Origin of the sequence: Photobacterium obscurum (genome assembly GCF_026191635.1) — a bacterium.
GTDB classification, from domain to species: Bacteria; Pseudomonadota; Gammaproteobacteria; order Enterobacterales; family Vibrionaceae; genus Photobacterium; species Photobacterium obscurum.
Genome location: NZ_JAKRRW010000014.1, coordinates 117815 through 141064, shown reverse-complemented (window position 1 = coordinate 141064; position 23250 = coordinate 117815). Strand labels below are relative to the sequence as shown.

The window sequence follows — 23250 nt, the reverse complement described above, 5'->3', positions numbered from 1 at the left end:
GATATGCGGCTGTTTGTTGAACCCGATCCACGTATATGAGGTGTATTATCTTTAATCGAGTAGCCAGCTTTTGCCGTAAGGTATTGAATCGCGACAGTAGTACTCTCGCTACCGAGGAGCAGACCTTGCAAATTTTTCAACGCCAAGAGCACGGTATTTCACGTAAAGATATCAGCGAAAATGCGCTGAAGGTACTTTATCGTCTGAATAAAGCCGGATATGACGCCTACCTGGTAGGTGGTGGCGTGCGCGATCTATTACTAGACAAACAGCCAAAAGATTTTGATATCGCGACCAATGCGACGCCAGAAGAAATTAAGAAGCTATTTCGCAACTGCCGCCTGATCGGCCGCCGCTTCCGTCTGGCACACATTCTGTTTGGTCGTGATGTCATTGAGGTTGCAACCTTCCGCGGCCACCATGCGGATGCCAAACCAAGCATTCAGAGCAAACAGCAAATTTCCTCGCAAAGCCAGGAAGGCATGCTGTTGCGTGATAATGTTTACGGCACAATCGATGAAGATGCCGAGCGCCGTGACTTTACGATTAATGCGCTGTACTACAGCATCAAAGACTTTACCGTCACTGACTATGCCAACGGCGTCCATGATCTGGAAAACCGTATTATCCGTCTCATGGGAGATCCGGAAACCCGCTACCGCGAAGACCCGGTCCGCATGTTGCGTGCCGTCCGCTTTGCCGCCAAGTTAGATATGGAGATAGAGAGCAATACCGCCGCTCCAATCCGCCAACTGGCTAACCTGCTGCAGGATATTCCTGCCGCCCGCCTGTTTGAAGAAAGCCTTAAGCTACTTCAGTCAGGCAACGGTCTGGCAACCTATAAGCTGATGCGTGAGTACAACCTGTTCCAGCAACTGTTCCCGTTGCTGTCTGAGCACTTCACCGAAGAGCAGGACAGCCAGACCGAGCAGATGATCGAGCACATTCTGGCGGCAACCGATAAACGTATCGTAGAAGAAAAACGCGTTAACCCGGCCTTTATGTATGCCGCGATGCTATGGTACCCAATGGTTACCCGTGCAGAAGAGATTTCAATTACCAGCGGCCTGTCGTACTACGATGCCTTTATGGTGGCCTCGAACGATATCCTGGACGAGCAGGTTAAGTCGATTGCAATCCCGCGCCGCTTTACCACTACAGTGCGTGACATCTGGCAGCAGCAGATGCGCTTTAGCCGTCGCAGCGGTAAGCGTGCCTTCAAAATGCTGGAACATCCTAAGTTCAGAGCCGCGTATGACTTCCTGGAAATGCGCGGTAACTTTGAGAGCGAAGACATAGCAACGCTGGCAGGCTGGTGGAATGAATTCCAACACGCCGACCGCAACCAGCGTAGCAAAATGGTTCAGCAGCTCAATGAAGGGAGTGGCCAGCGCCGCCCACGTCGCCGCCGTCCGCAGCAGCGCCGCAAGAAACCACAAGCGAAATCATCATCATGATCCGAGCTTACATCGCGATCGGCAGCAACCTGGGTGACCCCGTCGCCCAGGCGCGTAACGCCATTGCCGCACTAAAGCAGACACCTGGTATTCAGGTTGTGGCTGAGTCATCACTGTACAGCAGCACCCCGATGGGGCCGCAGGACCAACCGGACTACATCAATGCCGTCGTTGCAATTGATACCTCCTTGTCACCGCTCGAACTCCTGGATAAAACCCAGGCTATCGAGCTAAAACATGGCCGAGTACGAAAAGCCGAGCGCTGGGGGCCAAGGACTCTGGATCTCGACATCATCCTGTACGGTGATTTAGTGCATGAGTGCGGACGATTGACCGTTCCGCATTACGGTATGAAAGTACGTGAGTTTGTACTTTATCCTCTGGCAGAAATTGCCCCTGATTTAATCCTACCGGATCAGACAGCACTGCAAACGCTGCTGACCCAGGTAGATCGCAATGGCCTGGCCATCTGGCACTCATAAGGCATTGTTTTAGGGAGAAAAAGATTATGAAAAAGATAACAATCAACGATCTGATGAAATGGAAGCAAGCAGGTCGTAAATTTGCATCGGTCACCGCTTACGATGCAAGTTTTGCTCAGCTGTTTGAGCAGCAGGAAGTCCCAGTTATGCTGGTTGGTGACTCGCTGGGCATGGTACTGCAGGGAAAACCTGACACCTTACCGGTCAGCGTTCAGGATATTGCCTACCACACCCGCTGTGTGCGTGCTGGCAGCCCTAACGCGCTATTGATGGCCGATATGCCATTTATGAGCTATAGCACACCGGAGCAAGCTTGCGAAAGTGCCGCTGAACTGATGCGTGCCGGTGCCAACATGGTCAAACTTGAAGGCGGTGCCTGGCTGGCTGAAACCATTAGCAAACTAACAGAACGTGCCGTGCCTGTTTGTGCCCACCTTGGACTGACCCCGCAATCAGTTAATATTTTTGGTGGCTATAAAGTTCAGGGACGTGACTCTGACCACGCTGAGCAAATGGTAAAAGATGCTATCCTGTTGAAAAATGCGGGTGCCCAGATAATTTTGCTTGAGTGCGTACCTGTCAGCCTGGCGGAACGCATCACCAAAGCGGTAGAAGTCCCTGTCATTGGTATCGGGGCCGGCAATGTTACCGATGGGCAGATCCTGGTCATGCATGACATGTTCGGCATCTCCGCCAACTACATGCCGCGCTTCTCCAAAAACTACCTGGCAGAGACCGGGGAAATGCGTGCGGCAGTGACCAAATACCTAGAAGATGTCGAGGCCGGTATATTCCCAGGTCCAGAGCATACCTTTGAGTAAGGAATAAAAGATGCAAACATTCGCTGAGATTGCCCCGATCCGAGAGCAAGTCCGTGTATGGCGCCGTGAAGGCCGCCGTATCGCATTTGTTCCAACTATGGGCAACCTGCATGAAGGTCACCTTACGCTAGTGCGTAAGGCCCGTGAACACGCTGATATCGTTGTAGCCAGTATCTTTGTTAATCCGATGCAGTTTGACAAAGCCGATGACCTGACCAACTACCCGCGTACACTGGAAGATGACCTAGCCAAGCTGAACGGCGAAGCGGTTGACCTTGTCTTTACCCCAACTCCAGAGGTGATGTACCCGGAAGGCCTGGATCGCCAGACCTTTGTTGATGTACCGGGTCTGTCTACCATGCTGGAGGGTGCACTGCGCCCTAACCACTTCCGCGGCGTATCGACGGTTGTGACCAAGCTGTTCAATATTGTCCAGCCGGATGTTGCTTGCTTCGGTGAGAAAGACTACCAGCAGCTTGCCCTGATCCGCCAGATGGTCATTGATATGGCAATGGACATCGAAATCATCGGTGTACCGACAGTTAGGGAAATGGACGGCTTGGCAATGAGCTCACGCAATGGTTACCTGACCGTAGATGAACGCCAGCGTGCCCCCGTACTGGCACGTACCATGCGTTGGATCAGCAGCCAGATGCGCGGTGGCCGTAATGACTATGCCGAAATCGTGGTCGATGCAAGTGATCAGCTACGTGCTGCTGGCCTGCAGCCGGATGAGATCTATATCCGAGATGCTGTTAATCTTCAGTTAATTGACGAAGAAACCCAGCAGGCGGTGATCCTTATGTCAGCGTACCTAGGCAAAGCCCGCCTGATAGACAATCAGGTTGTTGATCTGACACCACCGCAACAAGCGACTGAGTAACAGACCAAACACGATACCAAGGCCCTACATCCATGATGCAGGGCCTTTTCTTATACTATGAGCGCAAGCCGATACCGCGTGAAATCAGGTAATAGACAAAGCCATACAGGGCGGTAATAAATACTCCCAACACGGCAAAAGAGGTGCCGATACCGACATCGGATACCCCGAGGAAGCCATAGCGGAAAGCATTGACCATATACACGATCGGGTTGAGCTTGGAGACTCCCTGCCAGAATTCAGGCAGTAGGCTCAGCGAATAGAAGACCCCGCCAAGGTAGGTGAGCGGCGTCAGCACGAAGGTCGGAATAATGCTGATATCATCAAAGGTCTTGGCGTAGACAGCATTGATCAACCCGCCAAGAGCAAAGACAATCGAGGTCATTATCACGGTCGCGATAATCACCCCGAGGTGAGCAATATTCAGATCAACGAACAGCAGCGATACCACCGAGACAATAAAGCCGACAGCCAGGCCTCGCAGCACCCCACCGCCGACATAACCGGCAATAATCACATAGCTCGGTACCGGTGCTACCAATAACTCCTCGATATTATGCTGCAGCTTGGCACTGAAAAACGAAGAAGCCACATTGGAGTAGGAGTTGGTTATCACCGACATCATGATCAACCCAGGCACTATATATTCCATATAGGTAAAGCCCCCCATCTCACCGATCCGGCTACCGATCAGGCTACCAAAAATAATGAAATACAGGGTCATAGTGATCGCCGGCGGGACAAGAGTCTGCACCCAGATCCGGGCAAAACGGTTAACTTCTTTGGTAAGTAAACTTTTAAAAGCTACCCAAAACTGGTGTCTCATGCCTGCTCCCTTTTCTCTGCAGCGACCAAAGTGACAAACAACTCTTCCAACCGGTTGGCTTTATTGCGCATAGAAAGTACCTCGACTCCCTGGCTGGTTAACTGATGGAACACCGCATTTAGTCCCGTTCCCTTGGGAATATCAACCTCTAGGGTGTGGTTGTCCGGCAGTTTCCACTCTACCCCTTCCAACTCCGGCTTGTGGCCATTGAGCTTGATATCGAGAATAAAGGTTTCCACTTCCAGCTTGCTGAGCAGCTCTTTCATGCTGGTATTTTCGATCAGCACACCATCATTGATAATGCCGATGTTACGACACAGCATCTCGGCTTCTTCAAGATAGTGGGTCGTCAGGATGATCGTCACCCCCTGATGGTTAATCTCACGCAGGAACTCCCACATCGAACGGCGCAGCTCGATATCAACGCCCGCCGTCGGCTCATCGAGGATCAGCAGCTTTGGTTCATGCATCAAGGCACGGGCAATCATCAGGCGACGTTTCATCCCCCCCGACAAATTACGGGCCCGCTCGTTTCGCTTTTGCCACAAATCAAGCTGGGTCAGGTACTTCTTCGCCCGCTCTTTGGCCAGCGGCTTTTCAACACCATAGTAGCCAGCCTGATTGACCACTATCTGCTCAACGGTTTCAAACTGGTTGAAATTGAACTCCTGCGGCACCAGACCCAGCTGGTTTTTAGCTTCAACCAGTTGGGTATCCAGATCATAGCCAAAAACTTTGACCGAGCCTGAGCTCTTGTTAACGAGTGAGCTGACAATACCGATCGTGGTAGATTTACCGGCACCATTTGGCCCTAGCAGGGCAAAAAAATCCCCCTCACTGACAGAAAGGCTCATATTTTTCAACGCCTTAACGCCACCCTTGTAAGTTTTGCTTACATTTTTTATTTCCAATGCGTTCATAAAATGCGATCTTTATGTTAGAAATTTACTTCAATAGGCCAACTAATCCGATTTGCTATCTGGCTAGCTTGTGTATAGTGGATCTAGTTCACATAAATATCAGCCCCTCTATACAGGACTGACACTTATGTGAATTGGTTATCTCAACCGGGATAACGAATGTATCAAACAAAGGCATCATCATGGCAGATATAAAGCAGCTATTCGCAAATAATCTCTCTTGGTCAGAGAATATTAAGGAAGAAACGCCCGAATTTTTCACTCACCTGGCAAAGGGCCAGAAACCGGAGTACCTATGGATCGGCTGCTCCGACAGCCGGGTTCCCGCCGAGCGACTAACAGGTCTGGACTCAGGGGAGCTATTCGTCCACCGCAATGTTGCCAACCAGGTCATTCATACCGATTTAAACTGCCTCTCTGTGGTGCAGTACGCCGTCGACGTACTTAAAGTTAGACATATCATTGTCTGTGGCCACTACGGCTGTGGCGGCGTCACAGCGGCAATTGATAACCCGCAGTTGGGCCTGATCAACAACTGGCTACTGCACATCCGAGATCTATACCTGAAATATCGCCCGGAGCTAAACTCCCTTCCCCGTGAAGAATGGAGCGACAAGCTATGCGAGATCAATGTTGCCTCACAGGTTTACAACCTCGGCAACTCAACCATCTTGCAGCAGGCCTGGGAGCGCGGCCAGAATGTCAAAATTCATGGCTGGGTATACGGTATTGGCGACGGCGTGCTGAGGGATCTCGGCGTAGCGGCCACCAGTCGTGAAGGACTGGAAGAAGCCTACCAGTCGGCGATGGCTGCGATCCTGCCACCCAAAAGCGAAGCATAATACCGAGCCTCGCAGGTAAGCCGGTCTCATCTGAACGAAAAAAGCGACCATGATGGTCGCTTTTGCTATCACAGCCAATCCGGTTGTCGATAACCGTCAACCTGATTAATCTTCTAGTGGAACCACTTTACCGATGTAAGGCAGGTGACGGTATTTCTGTGCATAGTCAATACCCACACCAACAACGAACTCGTCTGGAATAACAAAGCCATACCAGTCTACATTTACTTCAACTTCACGGCGCTCAGGCTTGTCTAGCAACGTACAGATACGAATTGAGTTAGGCTCGCGCAACGATAAAATCTCACAGACTTTGTTCAGCGTATTACCGGTATCGATAATATCTTCAACCAATAGAACATCTTTGCCCTTGATGTCATCATCCAGATCTTTCAGGATACGAACATCACGGCTGCTTTCCATTGTATGGCCATAACTTGATGCAGTCATGAAGTCAACTTCATGAGGAAGGTCGATGGCACGCGCCAAATCCGCCATAAAGACGAAAGAACCACGTAGCAAGCCAACCATAACAAGGTTCTCTGAATCCTTGTAACACTCAGTAATTTGCTTTCCTAGCTCTTTTACTCGCGCCTGAACATCCTGCTCAGAAATCATTACTTCAACTGTATGCTTCATCTTTTTCTCCATCAGAACGACTGCGCCAGCCGCCTGCAGGCTAACTATCACAACGGATCTCTATTCTAACATCCATTCGAGACAATAGTTATTTTATCGATAGTGTCAATTAGATGACACACCTTGACGAAAACCCGTTTGAACACAACCGGTTGCTATTGTAAAGTTATCATGAAAATCAAATATATAATCTATACAAATATTTAGGGCTAGGGAATAAGCGAAATGGATACGATCGTAAAAAAAACCAGAACACGCCTCTCACCAGAAAAAAGAAAACAACAGCTACTTGATTTTGCCTTGGATGTGTTTGCTCGCCGCGGGATCGGGCGCGCCGGCCATGCCGATATTGCCGAAATGGCCAACGTCTCGGTTGCAACCGTCTTTAACTACTTCCCAACCCGGGAAGCCTTGGTCGAGGAGGTGCTTTCACAAGTCGAGAACCGCTTCAGCCTGTTGCTGACCGAGTGCCTTGATAGCGATGACAAGCCCCTGCATGACCGCTTAACTTGTATCACACATAATCTGATTGATGCAGTTATTGAACAGCAGGACTGGATAAAAGTGTGGTTTGAGTGGAGCACTTCAGTTCGGGATGAAATCTGGCCACAGTTTATTGGTGACAATAAACAAAGCCTCAAGCGTATTGCTGAAATGTTCGATCAGGGTATTGAGAACCAGGAACTGAATGTCGGGCAGTCTTCCGATCAATTGGCCTGGCAGCTGCATGGGCTCTGCTATGTTCTATACTTGCAGGCCAACATCACCCCGGATCAAGACAAAATGCATGAACAAGCCGAAGTGTATATTTCGGCCTTACTTGCCAAAAAGTGATACTGCTACCAGTAACACCTACAATTAACAAGGCCAGCATGATGCTGGCCTTGTTTGTAATAGTAAGCGTCTTATACCAATCTGGATAAGCAGATGATCAACTTTTTCATGAGGAAAAATTGCCAAATACAAGGCGGGAATTGCAGTAGCTAGTGGTTCTAATTACAAAATTACCAACACTGTAGTTGGTAATTTTATCCATAAAAAGTGATCAGGTATTTATTTAGATTGGTATTAACAAGCCGTGGCGAACACGACCGGATCATGAGGCTCAAGCTTGACCTCGACACGATCTCCGACCTGTAAGATCAAATGCGAGTTCACTACCAGGGTATGCCCTTGATAATCGACCGTATAGCGGCAGTTATCCCCCATAAATAACTGCTCGGTGATCACCCCCGCCCCCTCGTTGGTCGGCTGCACCTTAAGGTTCTGCGGACGAAGTAGCCATTCGACATTGGTTTCCTGGCTATACCGCTGCTCCGCACTCAGATTAATTTCACCAAACGGGGTGAATAGCTGGTTATCATTTTTTACCGTGGCCGGCAGGTAAGATCCCGTACCAAGAAATTCGGCAACGAAGCGGCTGCTCGGTCGGTAATAGAGATCTGTAGCACAGCCAAACTGCTCAATAACCCCGTTATTCATCACTGCTAGACGATCGGCAAAAGCAAACGCCTCTTCGCGACTGTGGGTAACGAAAATCGCCGTCACCCCCTGCGCCTTAAAGATCCGGCGAATTTCCTTGATCAGTCCATGACGAACCTGAGTATCGATGTTAGAAAAGGGTTCATCAAGCAAGATCAAATCCGGCTCGCACGCCAGCGCCCGGGCAATCGCTACCCGCTGCTGCTGCCCACCAGATAACTGATGCGGATAACGTCCATCCAGCCCTGTTAGGTGAACCAATTCCAGCATCTCCTGAACTTTGGCCGTGATCCGCGGCTTGTCCCAGTCACGTAAACCAAACGCTATATTCTCTGCCACGGTTAGGTGGGGGAACAAGGCATAGTCCTGGAAGATCATCCCGATATTGCGCTTTTCCGGCGGCAACCAGGTATGCTGATCAACAATCGTGCGATCATTAATTTGGATTTCACCACTTTCCAAAGGTAACAGGCCGGCAATAGCCTTCAGCAAGGTGGTTTTACCGCAACCACTGGCTCCCAGCAGGCAGACGATTTCATTGTCTTTAACTGGCAGCGAGAGATTCTGTAATACCGCCTGCCCATTATACTTGCATGTCAGGTTATGAACGGATAATGCATGACTCATCAGTGTTTCTGCTCCAAAGAACGGTTAACCATCACCAAAGGGATCAGGCCAACAAAAACCAATAAAATCGCCGGTAAGGCGGCTAACTCTAGCTGCTCATCGGACGCGAAGTTAAATACGTAAGTTGCCAGGGTTTCAAAGTTGAACGGCCGCAGTAGCAAGGCGGCATTCAGCTCTTTCATCGATTCGATAAACACCAGCAGGCCGGCAATCAAACAGCCCCGACGAATAAGCGGGAGGTGCACACGGCGCAACATCTGGGTAGAGGCATACCCCATGGTTTTCGATGCCATATCCAGTGACGGTGGCACTTTGGCCAAGCTGCTCTCGATACTACCAATTGCAACGGCAGCAAAACGAACTACAAAGGCAAAAATAATCGCAATCATCGTACCGGAGAACACCAGTCCCGGACGACCGAGACCAAAGCTGATGGCAAAATCATTCAGTAGGTGATCAGCACTGGTCAGCGGGATCATCACCCCTATCGCCAGTACGGTACCCGGAACGGCATAACCCAAAGAAGAAATACGGATCGGTACCAGAGTTGACTTACCACCGTCGAGGCGGCGATAAAAGTTGACGATAAGTGCCAGCATAACCGCTAAGATCGCCGCGGCAACCGACACCAACAAGCTATTTAAGCTGTACTGCTGAAACTCGGCCGTCCAGCTATCCGAGAAATAATGCCAGGCATAGTAGCCCAACTGCAGCAACGGCATCACAAACGCAAAACTCACCAGCCCCCAGCACCATAGCAATGCCAGCCACTTTTTCATTCCGGTTAAGGTATAGCGGACATCATCACCATGTTCAAACTCCTGCTGGAACAATTTCTGCTTACGGCGACTAAAGCGTTCGGCACTGATCAGAAGGAAAATAACCATCAGCATGATGGCAGAGATTTTTGCGGCGGCATTGAGGTTGGAATAACCCAGCCAGGTATCGTACACCGCCGTGGTCAGGGTATTCACCGCGAAATAGCTGACAGTACCAAAGTCTCCCAGGGTCTCCATCGCCACCAGTGATAACCCGACGGCAATAGACGGGCGTGCCAGCGGCAGCGAGATACGGCGGAAACTCTCCCACGGCGAGCAACGCAGCAGACGGGCAGACTGCAGCAGGCTAACGCTTTGCTCCATAAATGCCGCACGAGCAAGCAGATAAATGTACGGATAAAGGACTAATGCCAGAACCACACAGGCACCACCCAGGGTTCGGATATCCGGGAACCAGTAGTCATGTACCGTCTGCCAGCCAAAAAGGTCACGGAGGAAAATTTGAATAGGGCCTGCGTAGTCAAACCAGTCGGTATAAATATAACCAATGATATAGCCAGGCATGGCCAGAGGAAGCACCAGTGCCCACTGCAGCACCTTTTCACCGGGAATCCGGCACATCGCCATGATCCAGGCTGCAGGCAAACCAAAAAGCAGAGCCAGCAGCAGGGTGCCCAATACCAGCCAAAACGTATTGCTGGTATAGGTAGCCATTACCGTATTCATCAGGTGGGAGAAGACGTCGTCAGACTCCCCCATCGCGGTGTAAAAAATTGCCAGAATAGGCAAAACCAGCAGTAGGGATAACCCCCAGCCGCTGGTCCGCCAAAATAGATATTTTTCTTTCATTGCTTACTACTTAGTACCTTTTGCAATAAGTTTATGGCGTCGGTACAACCTCATGTTGCAACTAAAACCGCGCAAAGCCCCTACTTTTCTGCAGGAAAGAGAAGCTACCACAAGTTATTGGAAAAGATACTAGGCCTTAAGCAAAAAATGGGGCATTAAACCCCATTTTTTGTAACAACTTACAGATCAAACTTCACTTCATCCAGCAGCTTGATTGCTGTGCTGTGATAGTCTGCCACTTTCTCAAGTGACACGTCGTCAGCATTGAAGTCGCCCCACGATGCAACCAGCTTAGAGCGCTCTACACCCTCTTTAACTGGGTATTCATAGTTAACTTCAGCGTACATATGCTGAGCTTTGTCACCGGTCAGGAATTCCATCAGCTTCTGCGCGTTATCTTTGTTTGGCGCGTACTTAGCCATTGCCATACCGCTCACATTTACGTGAGTACCATCGTCTTTCTGGCCAGGGAAGTTAATGTAAACAGAGTCAGCCCAAGCTTTCTGCTTCTCGTCATTAACCATTTTGCCTAGGTAGTAGCTGTTACCGATAGCCAGATCACACAGACCTTCTTTCACGGCTTTAACCTGTGCACGGTCATTGCCCTGAGGCTTACGTGCTAGGTTAGCTTTCACGCCTTCTAGCCACTCTTTCGCTTCCGCTTCGCCATGGTTGGCAATCATCGAAGACACAAGAGAAACGTTGTACGGGTGCTTACCGGAGCGAGTACAAATCTTGCCTTTCCATTCAGGCTTCGCCAGATCAGCATAATCGAAATCAGCTGGCAGGCGGCCAACACGGTCGCGAGAAGAATAAACATTACGTGAACGCAGAGTCAGTGCAAACCACTCATCTTCGGTATCACGGAATTGGGACGGAACATTTTTCTCAATCACTTTGCTGTCAACAGGCTGAACTAAATCTTTGTCGGCCAGTTCAACCAGACGGCTGATATCGGTGGTCAGAATCATATCTGCCGGGCTGTATTCCCCTTCCTGCTGCAGTTTTTCTGCCAGGCCTTTTTTCGCGAATTTCACATTGACCTTAATACCGGTTTCTTTTGTGAATTCATTAAACATAGGCTCAACCAAGAAAGGTTGACGGTAAGAATATACATTTACTTCTTCAGCCGCAGTTGCGACCTGAGGTGCAGCCAAACCAAACAGAATTGCCGATGCCAACAGCTTCTTCATTAATCTATCCTTAATGCAAAGTGTAATGATAATGTTTATCAATATCGCTAAATTATACTGTAGCACCTCAGTAACACAATGCACGGTTACAAATAAACATAAAAAAAATGCCGCTTTTCAGCAGCATTTTTTAAAAGATGTGATCTGAATATATGTTACTTATTTCACAGTGACAAACTCTGGATAAGCATCAATACCGCAGTCATGCAAATCCATTCCCGCCATTTCTTCTTCCTCTGTAACACGGATACCTACCGTTGCTTTCAGTACCGCCCAAACCGCCAGGCTTGCTACAAATACCCAGCCAAAGATAACCGCAGCACCAAGCAACTGAGCACCAAATGTGGCATCAGCATTGTTTAGTGGCACAACCATCAGGCCGAAGAAACCACACACACCGTGTACCGAAATAGCACCGACCGGATCATCAATTTTCACTTTGTCCAGGCCGATGATGCTAAAGACCACCAGCGCACCGGATACCGCACCGATTGCAACAGCAGCCATCGGAGACGGAGAAAGTGGATCAGCAGTGATAGCCACCAAACCAGCGAGTGCGCCATTCAATACCATGGTTAAATCCGCTTTACCCCAAGTCGTTTTACATACTGCCAGTGCCGCAATCGCACCTGCTGCAGCCGCTGCATTGGTGTTAAGGAAAATCTGGCCAACTGCTGTCGCATTTTCAAAATCAGAAACCATCAACTGAGAGCCGCCGTTGAAACCGAACCAGCCGAACCACAGAATGAAGGTACCCAGTGTTGCCAGCGGCATATTAGAGCCAGGGATCGGGTTGATTGAACCGTTCTTACCGTATTTACCCTTGCGTGCTCCCAGCAGTAGTACACCCGCCAATGCCGCAGAAGCCCCCGCCATATGAACGATACCCGAACCGGCGAAGTCACTAAATCCTGCCTCTGACAAGAAGCCACCACCCCAGGTCCAGTAACCTTCAACAGGATAGATAAAGGCCGTCAAAACGACTGAGAAAATGAGGAACGACCATAACTTCATACGCTCAGCAACCGCACCGGATACTACCGACATCGCTGTGGCCACAAATACCACCTGGAAGAAGAAATCAGATTCCAGGGAATGATCAGCACCTTCCGCCTGAGAGCCGATCAGAGATCCAATCGATGGCAGCCAGCCACCTTCACCATTATCGACATACATGATGTTGTAACCCACCACTAAATACATGGTGCAAGCGATGGAATAGAGGCAAAAGTTTTTGGTCAAAATCTCGGTGGTGTTCTTCGAACGGACCAAACCAGCTTCCAGCATGGCAAAGCCTGCGGCCATCCACATCACCAGCGCCCCTGACATCAAGAAAAAGAATGTATCGAGCGCATAACGCAGCTCTGTTACCGTTGTTGATAGTTCCATGGTCGTCGTCCCCTAATCATCCAATTCTTACAAGGCTTCTAGATCAGTTTCACCGGTGCGGATCCGCACGGCATGATCTAGGTCGTAAACAAAAATCTTTCCGTCACCGATTTTTCCGGTTTGGGCCGCCTTTGAAATTGCTTCGACAATGGCATCAAGATTTTCAGCCTGAGTCGCGATCTCCAGCTTCACCTTCGGCAAGAAATCCACCTGGTATTCCGCACCGCGATATAGTTCGGTATGACCTTTCTGACGGCCGAAACCTTTCACTTCCGATACCGTCATGCCTTCCACGCCAACATCTGCCAATGCCTCGCGAACGTCATCCAACTTAAACGGTTTAATAATTGCGTTAATCAATTTCATTGCCTGCTCCTTACCTTCTGAATTCCTTCCCGATTACAAGTGATTAACAAACAAGCTTTGTGCCAACTTTTTATTTTGTTTTTATTCAGTCACTTAACATCAAAAGCAATAAAACAGAAAAAGGGCTGCACCGTTGTAGTGCAGCCCTTTCACTGAAAAGAAGCAATTTTGGATTGAAAGAGATCGATAGATCAGAAGCGGGTCACAAATGCACGCCAGGCTTGCAGCATTTGCTCAAGATCCTCAAAACCACACAACGACATGCATTCCTCATCATAAAAATTCATGTCTTCGTCTAGCTCGGTATCATCTTCCGAAAACAAATAGTTAGCCTGAACCAAGGCTTCGTTGTCCTGCAGACTCAGGGTCAGGTCTTCACCAATTTGACGCCATTCCCGGGTACTATTCTTTAGTGCACCAATTTGAGCCAGGATAGTATCAATCTTGTCAAAATCTTTACCGACCTCTTCAATCAACCAGCGACCCAAAGCCTCGTGGCCCATTGAAAAAATGGCGTGATAGCTACCGTCCAGGGTATTTTTCTTAAATTCATAGTCCATAGCTATCCTCAATCATCATCATTCCGTACCCAGCCCCAAGCTTGATACAATAAAAGTAAAGTCACGAGGTATCAAAGGCCCCGGACTAATCATTACAAAGCCCGCACATTTTCAGGATCTGGAACAAGAATGCAACTGAATGCCACAATTGCCCGACAGATTGTCGAACGCGCCATGAAAATTCTCCGCTATTCCGTCAATGTTATGGATGAGCATGGCAGGATCATCGGCTCTGGCGACCCAAAGCGCCTTAACCAGCGTCACGAAGGGGCTATTCTGGCACTCAATGACCACCGGGTTGTAGAAATAGACTCCGCGACGGCTCTGCAGCTAAAGGGGGTCAAACCCGGGATCAACCTGCCGATCGTATTTCAAGGCCAGACTATCGGCGTCGTGGGTATTTCAGGCGAGCCTGAGCAGGTCCGTAACTACGGCGAACTGGTCAAGATGACCGCCGAGCTGATTGTCGAGCAGGCAGCCCTAATGGCCCAGGTACAGTGGAACAAACGCCACCGGGAAGAACTGGTCCTACAGTTGATCCAAGGCTCGGAACTCAATGAAAACCAGTTACTCTCTATCGCGGAACGACTCGATCTGGATCTGTCCCAGCCGCGTATAGCCGCCATTGTAAAGGTCTTTCCCAAACAGGGAGAGAACCTGTCGCTCGAACACCTTCAGCACTTGGTTCACCTGCTCGAATACCCTGAACGTGACAACCTGGTCGGTATTGCCTCGGTCTCGATGAACGAGGTGGTAGTACTCAAACCGATCTCTTTAGAGGCTGAAGGTTGGTCAAAATCACTGGAGCAGAAGCGGATCACCAAACTGCTGCGGAGAATTGCCAAGGAAGGGAATTTTACCATCCATATGGCACTGGGCGATTACTTCCCGACCCTGCAAGGGCTGTCAAAATCCTATATGACGGCCAAAGCCACGATGGAGAGTCATAACAACCGCTCAAGTAACAAGAACCAAGTGATGTTCTATCAAGATCATATCTTACCGGTACTGCTCAGTGCCGTCAGGAGTGACAGCTGGCGCCACGAGCAATTATGCCAGCCATTGGCCAGGCTCAAGCGAAATGACCCTCGTGGCATATTACTCAAAACGCTCCAGGCATTTTTTCTCCAAAATTGTGATTTAGCTCAAACGTGCGCAGCCCTTCATATTCACCGCAACACTCTTCGCTACCGGCTGGAAAAGATAGAACAAGAAACATCATTAAATTTCAACAATATAAGTGATAAAACCCGTTTATATCTTGCCGTACTCAATCACAGCTGAAAAAAACCAAATTGTGCAGATGCACAAAAAACCAATGGTGAGGTGGTAATTATTTGTCACCTCGCCCAAAGCATCAATCATCATTACTGAGTACATTTGCCGCTATCGTATTACTTTTAATGGTTTGAATGATGGTAGAAGTATCAACCCTCGGCGCGCTTGCCGCACTGATCGTCGCAATTTCACTGATCCTGAAAAAGGTCCCACCCGCCTACGGTATGATCATCGGCGCCCTGGTCGGCGGTATTGTCGGTGGCGTTTCTCTTACTGATACCGTCAACTTGATGATTGGCGGTGCCCAAGGCATTGTCACGGCGGTGTTGCGTATTCTTGCCGCAGGTGTTCTGGCCGGTGTGCTCATTGAATCAGGGGCTGCGACTTCTATTGCCGAAACCATTGTGAAAAAGGTCGGCGAAACCCGAGCCTTGCTGGCACTGGCAGTAGCAACCATGATCCTGACCGCAGTCGGTGTCTTCGTCGACGTTGCCGTCATCACTGTTGCACCAATTGCACTGGCTATCGCCCGCCGTGCCGACTTGTCGAAAATGGCGATCCTGCTGGCAATGATCGGTGGTGGTAAGGCCGGTAACGTAATGTCGCCGAACCCTAACGCCATTGCGGCCGCTGATGCCTTCAATGTCCCGCTGACCTCGGTCATGGCCGCCGGCGTGATCCCAGGCCTGTTCGGCATGGCACTGGCCTATATCATTGCCAAGAAATTGGTTAACAAAGGCAGCAAGGTAGAAGCCCACGAAGTGGTTGCTGTTGACCATAGCCGCCTGCCGAGTTTTGGCGCCTCTATTGTCGCCCCGCTGATTGCCATCGCCTTATTGGCGCTGCGCCCAATTGCCGGTCTCAATGTCGACCCGCTTATCGCCCTGCCACTGGGCGGCTTGGTCGGGGCACTGGTCATGGGGCGTTTCCGTGATGCCAACCATTTTGCGGTATCAGGCCTGACCCGGATGGCGCCGGTTGCCGTGATGCTTCTTGGTACCGGTACTCTTGCCGGCATCATTGCCAACTCGGGCCTGAAAGACGGTCTGATTGATGTACTGACCGCTTCTGGCCTGCCGTCTTACCTGCTGGCACCTATCTCTGGCTCGATGATGGCACTGGCTACCGCCTCGACCACCGCCGGTACTGCAGTTGCCGCCAGCGTATTCAGCCACACTATTCTAGAGCTCGGTGTGCCTGCTCTGGCCGGTGCTGCAATGATCCATGCCGGCGCAACGGTTATGGACCATATGCCACACGGTAGCTTCTTCCATGCGACAGGCGGTGCCGTACACATGGATATTAAAGAGCGCTTGAAACTTATTCCTTACGAGTCTGCTGTCGGCCTGATGATCGCCACCGTCTCAACCCTAATCTTCGGTGTCTTCGGCCTGTTCGTCTAAGAGGTTCTCAACATGAAAATTATTATTGCTCCAGATTCATATAAAGAAAGCCTAACGGCAATGGAAGTTGCCACAGCAATCGAAGCCGGCTTCCGTCAGGTTCTGCCTGACGCGGAATACCACAAGCTGCCAATGGCCGATGGCGGTGAAGGCACCGTACAGTCACTGGTTGATGCCACCGACGGAACAGTCATCGAATGCCGTGTAACCGGGCCGCTAGGCGAGCCCGTCGACGGCTTCTACGGCCTGATGGGTGACGGCAAAACCGCGATCATCGAAATGGCCGCCGCTTCCGGCCTGCATCTGGTTACGCCAGAACAGCGTAACCCGCTGCTCACCACGACTTTCGGTACCGGTGAGCTGATCAAGGCGGCTCTCGATAGCGGGGTTGAACATATTATTGTCGGCATTGGCGGCAGCGCAACCAATGACGGCGGTATCGGGATGGCTCAGGCGCTCGGCATCAAGCTGCAGGATACCGATGGCAACGAGCTTGGCTTTGGCGGTGGTGAACTGGCGCGCCTGGCGCATATTGATACCAGCGATATCGACCCTCGCCTGGCAAAAATCAAACTTGAAGTTGCCTGTGATGTCGATAATCCACTGTGCGGCCCGAAAGGTGCTTCGCAGGTATTTGGCCCGCAGAAAGGCGCGACGGCTGAGATGGTCAAACAACTTGATGCCAACCTTGCCCATTATGCGGAGGTGATCCGAATCCAGCAGGATCGCGATATCAAAGAGATGGCCGGAGCCGGAGCCGCGGGCGGCTTGGGTGCCGCACTGCTTGGCCTACTGGATGCCAGCCTTCGCCCGGGGATCGACATTGTGATGGATGCGGTCAACCTAACGGAAGTTGTCGCCGACGCGGATCTGGTAATCACCGGCGAGGGGCGTATCGATAGCCAGACGATTCACGGCAAGACACCGATTGGCGTAGCCCGTACCGCCAAGAAGTTCCACACCCCGGTTATTGGTATTGCCGGCTGCCTGTCCGATGACTGCGACGTGGTTTACGACCATGGTATTGATGCAGTATTTAGCGTCGTGCCTCGTGCGATGGTACTGAGCGATGCACTGGAAGAAGCCGCATTTAATGTCCAGATGACTGCACGCAATGTCGCGGCAATGCTGACGGTAGGAAAGCGGTAACTGTTTCTAGGATCTACAAAATTTAGTTAAAGAAAGGGGTAAGTCAAAAGCTGACTTACCCCTTTTTATATTGAAAGACGACTATTCTGCTTACCTAGGTCCTGCTTTTTCCAGAACCTGTTCTTCCGGCTCCTAAACCGCAGCCTGAATAATCACATCATCCGCTTTCTTTGTGTAACTATCCATACGGTGGAAGTTCAGGTAACGGTAGGTATCAGCCGCCGTAGCATCGATCTGCTTGGCATACTCCAGATACTCTTCCTTGGTCGGGATACGGCCAAGAATCGCACCAACGGCAGCCAGTTCAGCCGAGGACAGGTAAACATTGGCACCGGTACCCAGACGGTTCGGGAAATTACGGGTCGAAGTCGACATGACTGTCGATTTATCTGCAACACGCGCCTGGTTACCCATACATAGCGAACAGCCCGGAGTTTCGATACGCACCCCGGCACGACCAAAGATACCGTAGTACCCTTCTTCCGTTAGCTGATCTTTATCCATCTTGGTTGGCGGTGCTACCCACAGGCGGGTATCTAGCTGACCACCGAACTTCTCAAGTAGCTTGCCCGCCGCGCGGAAGTGACCGATGTTGGTCATACAAGAGCCAATAAACACTTCGTCGATTTCAGTTCCCTGAACATCAGACAGCAAGCGCGCATCGTCCGGATCGTTCGGCGCACAAAGGATCGGCTCTTTGATATCAGCCAGATCAATCTCGATCACATGAGCGTACTCAGCATCTTTATCCGCTTCCATCAGCTCAGGATTGGCCAGCCACTCTTCCATTGCAGTGATACGACGCTCGATAGTACGGCGGTCACCGTAACCTTCGGCGATCATCCACTTCAGCATCACGATGTTAGAGTTGAGGTACTCGGCAATCGAGTCTTCAGACAGCTTCACCGTACAACCGGCAGCGCTTCGTTCAGCCGATGCATCTGAAAGCTCAAATGCCTGCTCGACCGTCAGGTGCTCAACCCCTTCGATTTCCAGTACGCGGCCAGAAAATTCGTTGATCTTGCCTGCTTTCTCAACTGTCAGTAGACCCTGTTGAATCGCATAGTAAGGAATGGCATGAACCAAATCACGCAGGGTGATCCCTTCCTGCATATCACCTTTAAAGCGAACCAAAATAGATTCAGGCATATCAAGCGGCATCACCCCTGTTGCAGCGGCAAATGCCACCAGCCCAGAGCCCGCAGGGAATGAAATCCCCAGAGGAAAACGGGTATGCGAGTCACCACCGGTACCGACAGTATCAGGCAGCAGCATACGGTTTAGCCAAGAGTGAATAACACCATCGCCCGGACGCAATGCAACACCACCACGGTTCATGATGAAATCAGGCAATGTGTGATGAGTATTTACATCGATTGGTTTCGGATAGGCCGAGGTATGACAGAAAGACTGCATGGTCAGCTCTGCCGAGAAGCCAAGGCAGGCCAAATCTTTCAGTTCGTCACGGGTCATCGGGCCGGTAGTATCCTGGGAGCCGACAGTGGTCATTTTAGGCTCGCAATAAGTACCAGGACGAACGCCTTCGACACCACATGCCTTACCGACCATCTTCTGCGCAAGGCTGTAGCCCTTACCGGTATCTTCAACCGCACCAGGGCGACGGAAAACCTCAGAAGACGGCAAGCCTAGCGACTGGCGTGCCCGGTCTGTCAGGCCGCGGCCGATGATCAGCGGAATACGGCCACCGGCACGCACTTCGTCGATCAGTACGTCGGTCTTCAGGGTAAACGTCGATACCACTTCGTCAGTGTCGTGGCGACGCACTTCACCTTTGAACGGGTAAACGTCAATCACATCGCCCATGTTCAGCGCAGTAACATCCACTTCGATAGGCAGTGCGCCGGCATCCTCCATGGTATTGAAGAAGATTGGCGCGATCTTACCGCCCAGCACATAGCCACCGGCACGCTTGTTTGGTACATATGGGATATCATCCCCCATAAACCACAGCACGGAGTTCGTCGCCGACTTACGCGATGAACCGGTACCGACAACATCACCAACGTAGACCAGCTGGTGGCCTTTTGTTTTCAGAGCTTCAATTTGGTTAACCGGGCCAATGGAACCATGCTGATCTGGTTTAATACCGTCACGGTCATTTTTCAACATTGCCAAGGCATGAAGCGGGATATCTGGACGCGACCAGGCATCCGGTGCCGGAGACAAGTCATCGGTGTTTGTCTCGCCAGTTACCTTAAATACGGTCAAAGTGATTTTTTCTGCCAGCTCTGGCTTAGACAGGAACCACTCAGCATCAGCCCATGACTGGATCACCTGCTTGGCAAACTCGTTGCCCGCCTTGGCTTTCTCTTCCACGTCATAGAATGCATCAAACATCAGCAAGGTATGGGAAAGCGCGTTGACCGCAATAGGGGCAAGTTCCGCATCATCAAGTAGGGAGATCAGTGGCTCAATGTTGTAACCACCCTGCATAGTGCCTAATAACTCGGCTGCTTTTTCTTTGCTGACAATCGGTGAGCTAGCCTCACCTTTGGTTAGTGCAGCCAGGAAACCGGCTTTTACATAGGCCGCTTCGTCTACACCTGGGGGAATACGGTTTTCTAATAGATCAAGCAGGAAGGCTTCTTCACCCGCTGGTGGATTTTTCAGTAGCTCAACCAGAGCGGCAACCTGCTCGGCATCGAGTGGTTTCGCAACAACTCCTTCTGCAGCACGCTCTTCGACGTGTTTACGGTAGGCTTCAAGCACGACATATTCCTCTTATTTCGGTTTGGCCTAATGGCCAAACATCCTTGGAAGTGATTGATCTCTTCATTCAATGCGCGCCGTATTATTCCATGAATTCAGAGCTAAATACGCGCAGAAGAGACCAAAACCGTTCAGCCAGCATAGCATTTTTAACTTAAAATTAAAATCCACCCTCTTTTTACAACATTCACACTTTCAGCATAATTATGACGTACCACACTACGACTTTAGGCTATACCTATTGCCACTACAGTGCCCCGCCGAAGAATAAATAGAAGGCGCTATTGTTCTGCTCCGTCTGGCCGTAAGCGACAATCAACGGGCCGAACGGGGTGGTGATACCGCTGAACAGACTACCGGCAAAGTACAGCGGTGCCTCGTCAAACGGAATATCCTCGTTGTTATAGACCCCGCCCCATTCCAAGGAACTGCCGATATACACTGTCGACTTAAACAAACCGAAATCCTGATCCAGCAAGTGATAGCGATAAACCATGGCCGAAAACAGTTTGTTGTTACCCGACATACTGTTTTTGGGGATACCGGATAGATTCAAAAAGCCGCCGATTTCTTTGGGATCAAGCCGCAAATCAAAATCTGACTTAATACGCCCAACCTCAGCTTTCCCCATCAGAGTATGATCACCAAAGGTATAGGCCCCTTTCCATTTTGCATCAAGATGAAAAGCAAAATCCGTACTCTCAATGCCCGAAAACTCAACACGGTCATCGGATGCAGCGACTTCTATCTGGAACAGGTTGCCCCGTTTAGGCAAGGTAAAATCATCAAGTGTATCAAGGCTATAGCGAACATAACCGACCCGACTTTTCCTCGTTTCATTACCAATATCGAGAATACCCGGGAACTCAGTTATGCCATAAATATAGCGAAAGCCCAGCCTAATCTCATGCCATAGCTCAGGCTGCCAGCCAAAAGAGGTATCAAAGGTGGTATCAGTAAACGAAGCTGGCAGAAAGTCATCAATCGTTTCTAGGCTCGGTTCATCATTGAAGCCTGTTATATTCTTGTCGGCAAGCTTATACTCTGCCGAAATCAGACTGAACCACTCCTGATCCTTGATAAACGGCAGATACAAGCCTGTGGCAATCCGGGTATCAGAGCCATATTCCAACTCAGTGCGCCACTCTGCCCCCGCCTGGCTAAGGCCGGTGACATTAAATGCCAGCCCCATTGAGTAGTCAGTACTATTCTCGAAGTCATCTTCCAAAGCAAAACGCAAATCGATGAAGTTCGGCCCCCAGCTCTTCTCTTTAACATCGAGCAAAACAACATTTTTACCCGCTTCACTCTGAATCCGGTAATCAACACGTTCAAAGCGATCCAGCGCATACAAGTTGCGTACACTTTCCGCCAGCTCTTCAGAGCTAATCATGGTTCCAGACTCCAGCGCCAACCGATCAAGCAGCACCTGGTCGGAATAATGGCTGTGGTTAACCAACTGAATATCATCGACCCTGATCTCATCAAGATAATTGAGGCTGCGGCGCTGTCGCTGCTTGTGATCGATATAATCCTGATACCAGATTGACTTTCCCAGTACTTTCAACTGCTCATCAAGCGCCATCGTCGTCGCATAGCCGCTTTCGAATGCCTCAGGCATTCGCTGAAAGTCATTAGTTTTGATCCCGCGAATATTCGGACGGATTAATATATCCTTATCCGTCAGTAACTTAACCTGCCGAGTCGCATTATCACGTACCATGAAATCCGTCAGCTGATCCATTACTGCAAAATAGTTGTCGAGCTCGTTACGAGTTTTGAACTCATTGCTGATATCAACCGCAATAACAATATCTGCGCCCATCTCTTTAACGACAGAAACGGGCAAATTATTGGTGATCCCACCGTCAACCAGTAATTTATCCCCCAGCTCCATCGGTGGCAGCACACCGGGGATAGACATACTGGCCTGCATAGCTTCCGCCAGATCCCCTTTATCGAGGACGACAGGTTCTAGATTTTCAATATCCGTCGCAACAGCCCGGAATGGAATGGCCAACTGATCAAAACTCGCCATCGCCGGCAGATTACCTGAGGTCGAACGCAGGAGCTCTCCCATCGTCTGCCCCTGAACAAAACCTTTCGGCACTTTTAGCTCCCACAGCTCAAACCCGATTTCACTATTGATCTGAAACCGGTCCTCCTGCTGCTTTTCCCGTACCCTGCGATCGCTTCGTTTGACCCGGTCTGTATAGCCGCTCTCCCAGTCCTCGGTAATCAACAGCGCCTCGATTTCATCGGCACTCATACCCGTGGCATACAGGCCGCCAACATAGGCCCCCATACTGGTACCAACAATATAATCAACGGGAATCTGCATATCTTCCAATGCCTTAAGGACCCCGACATGGGCGGCACCTTTCGCCCCCCCCCCCCCGAGCACGACACCGACTTTCGGCCTGTCGGAGGCTAAAACGCTTGATGAGTAACTTATCATCAGCAATGTGATCATTGTCACTAAAGTTATGTAACGGATCGGCAGATAAACACTAGAAGGAAGATTATTCACTGATGGCCTTAACTGGGTCATTGGTTACTTTATCCATGAACGAAC

20 protein-coding genes are annotated in these 23250 nt (G+C 50.2%); 9 read left to right on the top strand and 11 right to left on the bottom strand.

Annotation, left to right across the window (positions count from 1 at the left end):
- The first annotated feature begins 83 nt into the window (after positions 1-83).
- The 4 genes from pcnB to panC are packed head-to-tail and all read left to right on the top strand — an operon-like array spanning position 84 to position 3643.
- The gene (gene pcnB / locus MD588_RS17155) at positions 84-1457 is read left to right on the top strand and encodes a polynucleotide adenylyltransferase PcnB (RefSeq protein ID WP_407676591.1); all 1374 of its coding nucleotides are present in this window, start codon (positions 84-86) and stop codon (positions 1455-1457) included.
- Positions 1454-1939 carry a 2-amino-4-hydroxy-6-hydroxymethyldihydropteridine diphosphokinase gene (gene folK / locus MD588_RS17150; RefSeq protein ID WP_265698743.1) on the top strand — a complete coding sequence of 162 codons (486 nt, stop codon included), beginning with the start codon at positions 1454-1456 and terminating at the stop codon, positions 1937-1939. Before pcnB ends, folK begins: the two co-directional genes overlap by 4 nt.
- A gap of 26 nt (positions 1940-1965) precedes the next feature.
- Positions 1966-2760, top strand: coding sequence for a 3-methyl-2-oxobutanoate hydroxymethyltransferase (panB, locus tag MD588_RS17145; RefSeq protein WP_265698742.1), 795 nt, complete (start codon positions 1966-1968; stop codon positions 2758-2760).
- 10 nt (positions 2761-2770) lie between these two features.
- Entirely contained in the window at positions 2771-3643 is an 873-nt protein-coding gene (gene panC / locus MD588_RS17140; RefSeq protein ID WP_265698740.1) for a pantoate--beta-alanine ligase, read from the top strand.
- A gap of 55 nt (positions 3644-3698) precedes the next feature.
- On the opposite strand, the gene MD588_RS17135 is transcribed toward panC, so the two are convergent.
- Positions 3699-4469, bottom strand: a complete 771-nt coding sequence (locus MD588_RS17135; RefSeq protein WP_265698738.1) for an ABC transporter permease — start codon at positions 4467-4469, stop codon at positions 3699-3701.
- Positions 4466-5389: an ABC transporter ATP-binding protein gene (locus tag MD588_RS17130; RefSeq protein WP_265698737.1), complete on the bottom strand. Its 924-nt coding sequence runs from the start codon at positions 5387-5389 to the stop codon at positions 4466-4468. Before MD588_RS17130 ends, MD588_RS17135 begins: the two co-directional genes overlap by 4 nt.
- A gap of 182 nt (positions 5390-5571) precedes the next feature.
- Here MD588_RS17130 and can point away from each other — a divergent pair, with 182 nt between their 5' ends.
- A complete protein-coding gene (gene can / locus MD588_RS17125; RefSeq protein ID WP_265698736.1) occupies positions 5572-6231 on the top strand; it encodes a carbonate dehydratase in 660 nt (219 codons plus the stop codon).
- Positions 6232-6336: 105 nt separating this feature from the next.
- On the opposite strand, the gene hpt is transcribed toward can, so the two are convergent.
- Positions 6337-6870: a hypoxanthine phosphoribosyltransferase gene (gene hpt / locus MD588_RS17120; protein ID WP_265698735.1), complete on the bottom strand. Its 534-nt coding sequence runs from the start codon at positions 6868-6870 to the stop codon at positions 6337-6339.
- Between the two features lie 225 nt (positions 6871-7095).
- On the opposite strand from hpt, the gene MD588_RS17115 reads away from it, so the two are divergent.
- Positions 7096-7704, top strand: a complete 609-nt coding sequence (locus tag MD588_RS17115; RefSeq protein ID WP_265698734.1) for a TetR/AcrR family transcriptional regulator — start codon at positions 7096-7098, stop codon at positions 7702-7704.
- Positions 7705-7938: 234 nt separating this feature from the next.
- Here MD588_RS17115 and MD588_RS17110 read toward each other — a convergent pair whose 3' ends face one another.
- The 6 genes from MD588_RS17110 to MD588_RS17085 all read right to left on the bottom strand — a co-directional run bounded on the left by MD588_RS17110 (position 7939) and on the right by MD588_RS17085 (position 14115).
- The gene (locus MD588_RS17110; protein WP_265698733.1) at positions 7939-8979 is read right to left on the bottom strand and encodes an ABC transporter ATP-binding protein; all 1041 of its coding nucleotides are present in this window, start codon (positions 8977-8979) and stop codon (positions 7939-7941) included.
- On the bottom strand, positions 8979-10607 hold the full coding sequence (locus tag MD588_RS17105) for an ABC transporter permease (protein WP_265698732.1): 1629 nt from the start codon (positions 10605-10607) through the stop codon (positions 8979-8981). The genes MD588_RS17110 and MD588_RS17105 overlap by 1 nt, the downstream gene beginning before the upstream one ends.
- 179 nt (positions 10608-10786) lie before the next feature.
- On the bottom strand, positions 10787-11800 hold the full coding sequence (locus tag MD588_RS17100) for a Fe(3+) ABC transporter substrate-binding protein (protein WP_265698731.1): 1014 nt from the start codon (positions 11798-11800) through the stop codon (positions 10787-10789).
- 159 nt (positions 11801-11959) lie between these two features.
- Positions 11960-13189: an ammonium transporter gene (locus MD588_RS17095; RefSeq protein ID WP_265698730.1), complete on the bottom strand. Its 1230-nt coding sequence runs from the start codon at positions 13187-13189 to the stop codon at positions 11960-11962.
- A 27-nt stretch (positions 13190-13216) separates the two neighbouring features.
- Entirely contained in the window at positions 13217-13555 is a 339-nt protein-coding gene (locus tag MD588_RS17090; RefSeq protein ID WP_265698729.1) for a P-II family nitrogen regulator, read from the bottom strand.
- Between the two features lie 191 nt (positions 13556-13746).
- Positions 13747-14115, bottom strand: coding sequence for a YacL family protein (locus MD588_RS17085; protein WP_265698728.1), 369 nt, complete (start codon positions 14113-14115; stop codon positions 13747-13749).
- Between the two features lie 129 nt (positions 14116-14244).
- Between MD588_RS17085 and MD588_RS17080 the strand changes: the two genes are divergently transcribed.
- The 3 genes from MD588_RS17080 to MD588_RS17070 all read left to right on the top strand — a co-directional run bounded on the left by MD588_RS17080 (position 14245) and on the right by MD588_RS17070 (position 17945).
- Positions 14245-15399, top strand: a complete 1155-nt coding sequence (locus MD588_RS17080) for a sugar diacid recognition domain-containing protein (RefSeq protein ID WP_265698727.1) — start codon at positions 14245-14247, stop codon at positions 15397-15399.
- 131 nt (positions 15400-15530) lie between these two features.
- Positions 15531-16796, top strand: coding sequence for a GntP family permease (locus MD588_RS17075; RefSeq protein WP_265698726.1), 1266 nt, complete (start codon positions 15531-15533; stop codon positions 16794-16796).
- Between the two features lie 12 nt (positions 16797-16808).
- Positions 16809-17945 (top strand): glycerate kinase, encoded by a 1137-nt coding sequence (locus MD588_RS17070; RefSeq protein ID WP_265698724.1) that lies wholly within the window; start codon positions 16809-16811, stop codon positions 17943-17945.
- 132 nt (positions 17946-18077) lie between these two features.
- Here MD588_RS17070 and acnB read toward each other — a convergent pair whose 3' ends face one another.
- Positions 18078-20675 (bottom strand): bifunctional aconitate hydratase 2/2-methylisocitrate dehydratase, encoded by a 2598-nt coding sequence (gene acnB / locus MD588_RS17065; RefSeq protein ID WP_265698722.1) that lies wholly within the window; start codon positions 20673-20675, stop codon positions 18078-18080.
- 247 nt (positions 20676-20922) lie between these two features.
- The gene (locus tag MD588_RS17060; RefSeq protein ID WP_265698721.1) at positions 20923-23226 is read right to left on the bottom strand and encodes a patatin-like phospholipase family protein; all 2304 of its coding nucleotides are present in this window, start codon (positions 23224-23226) and stop codon (positions 20923-20925) included.
- Between the last annotated feature and the right edge of the window lie 24 nt (positions 23227-23250).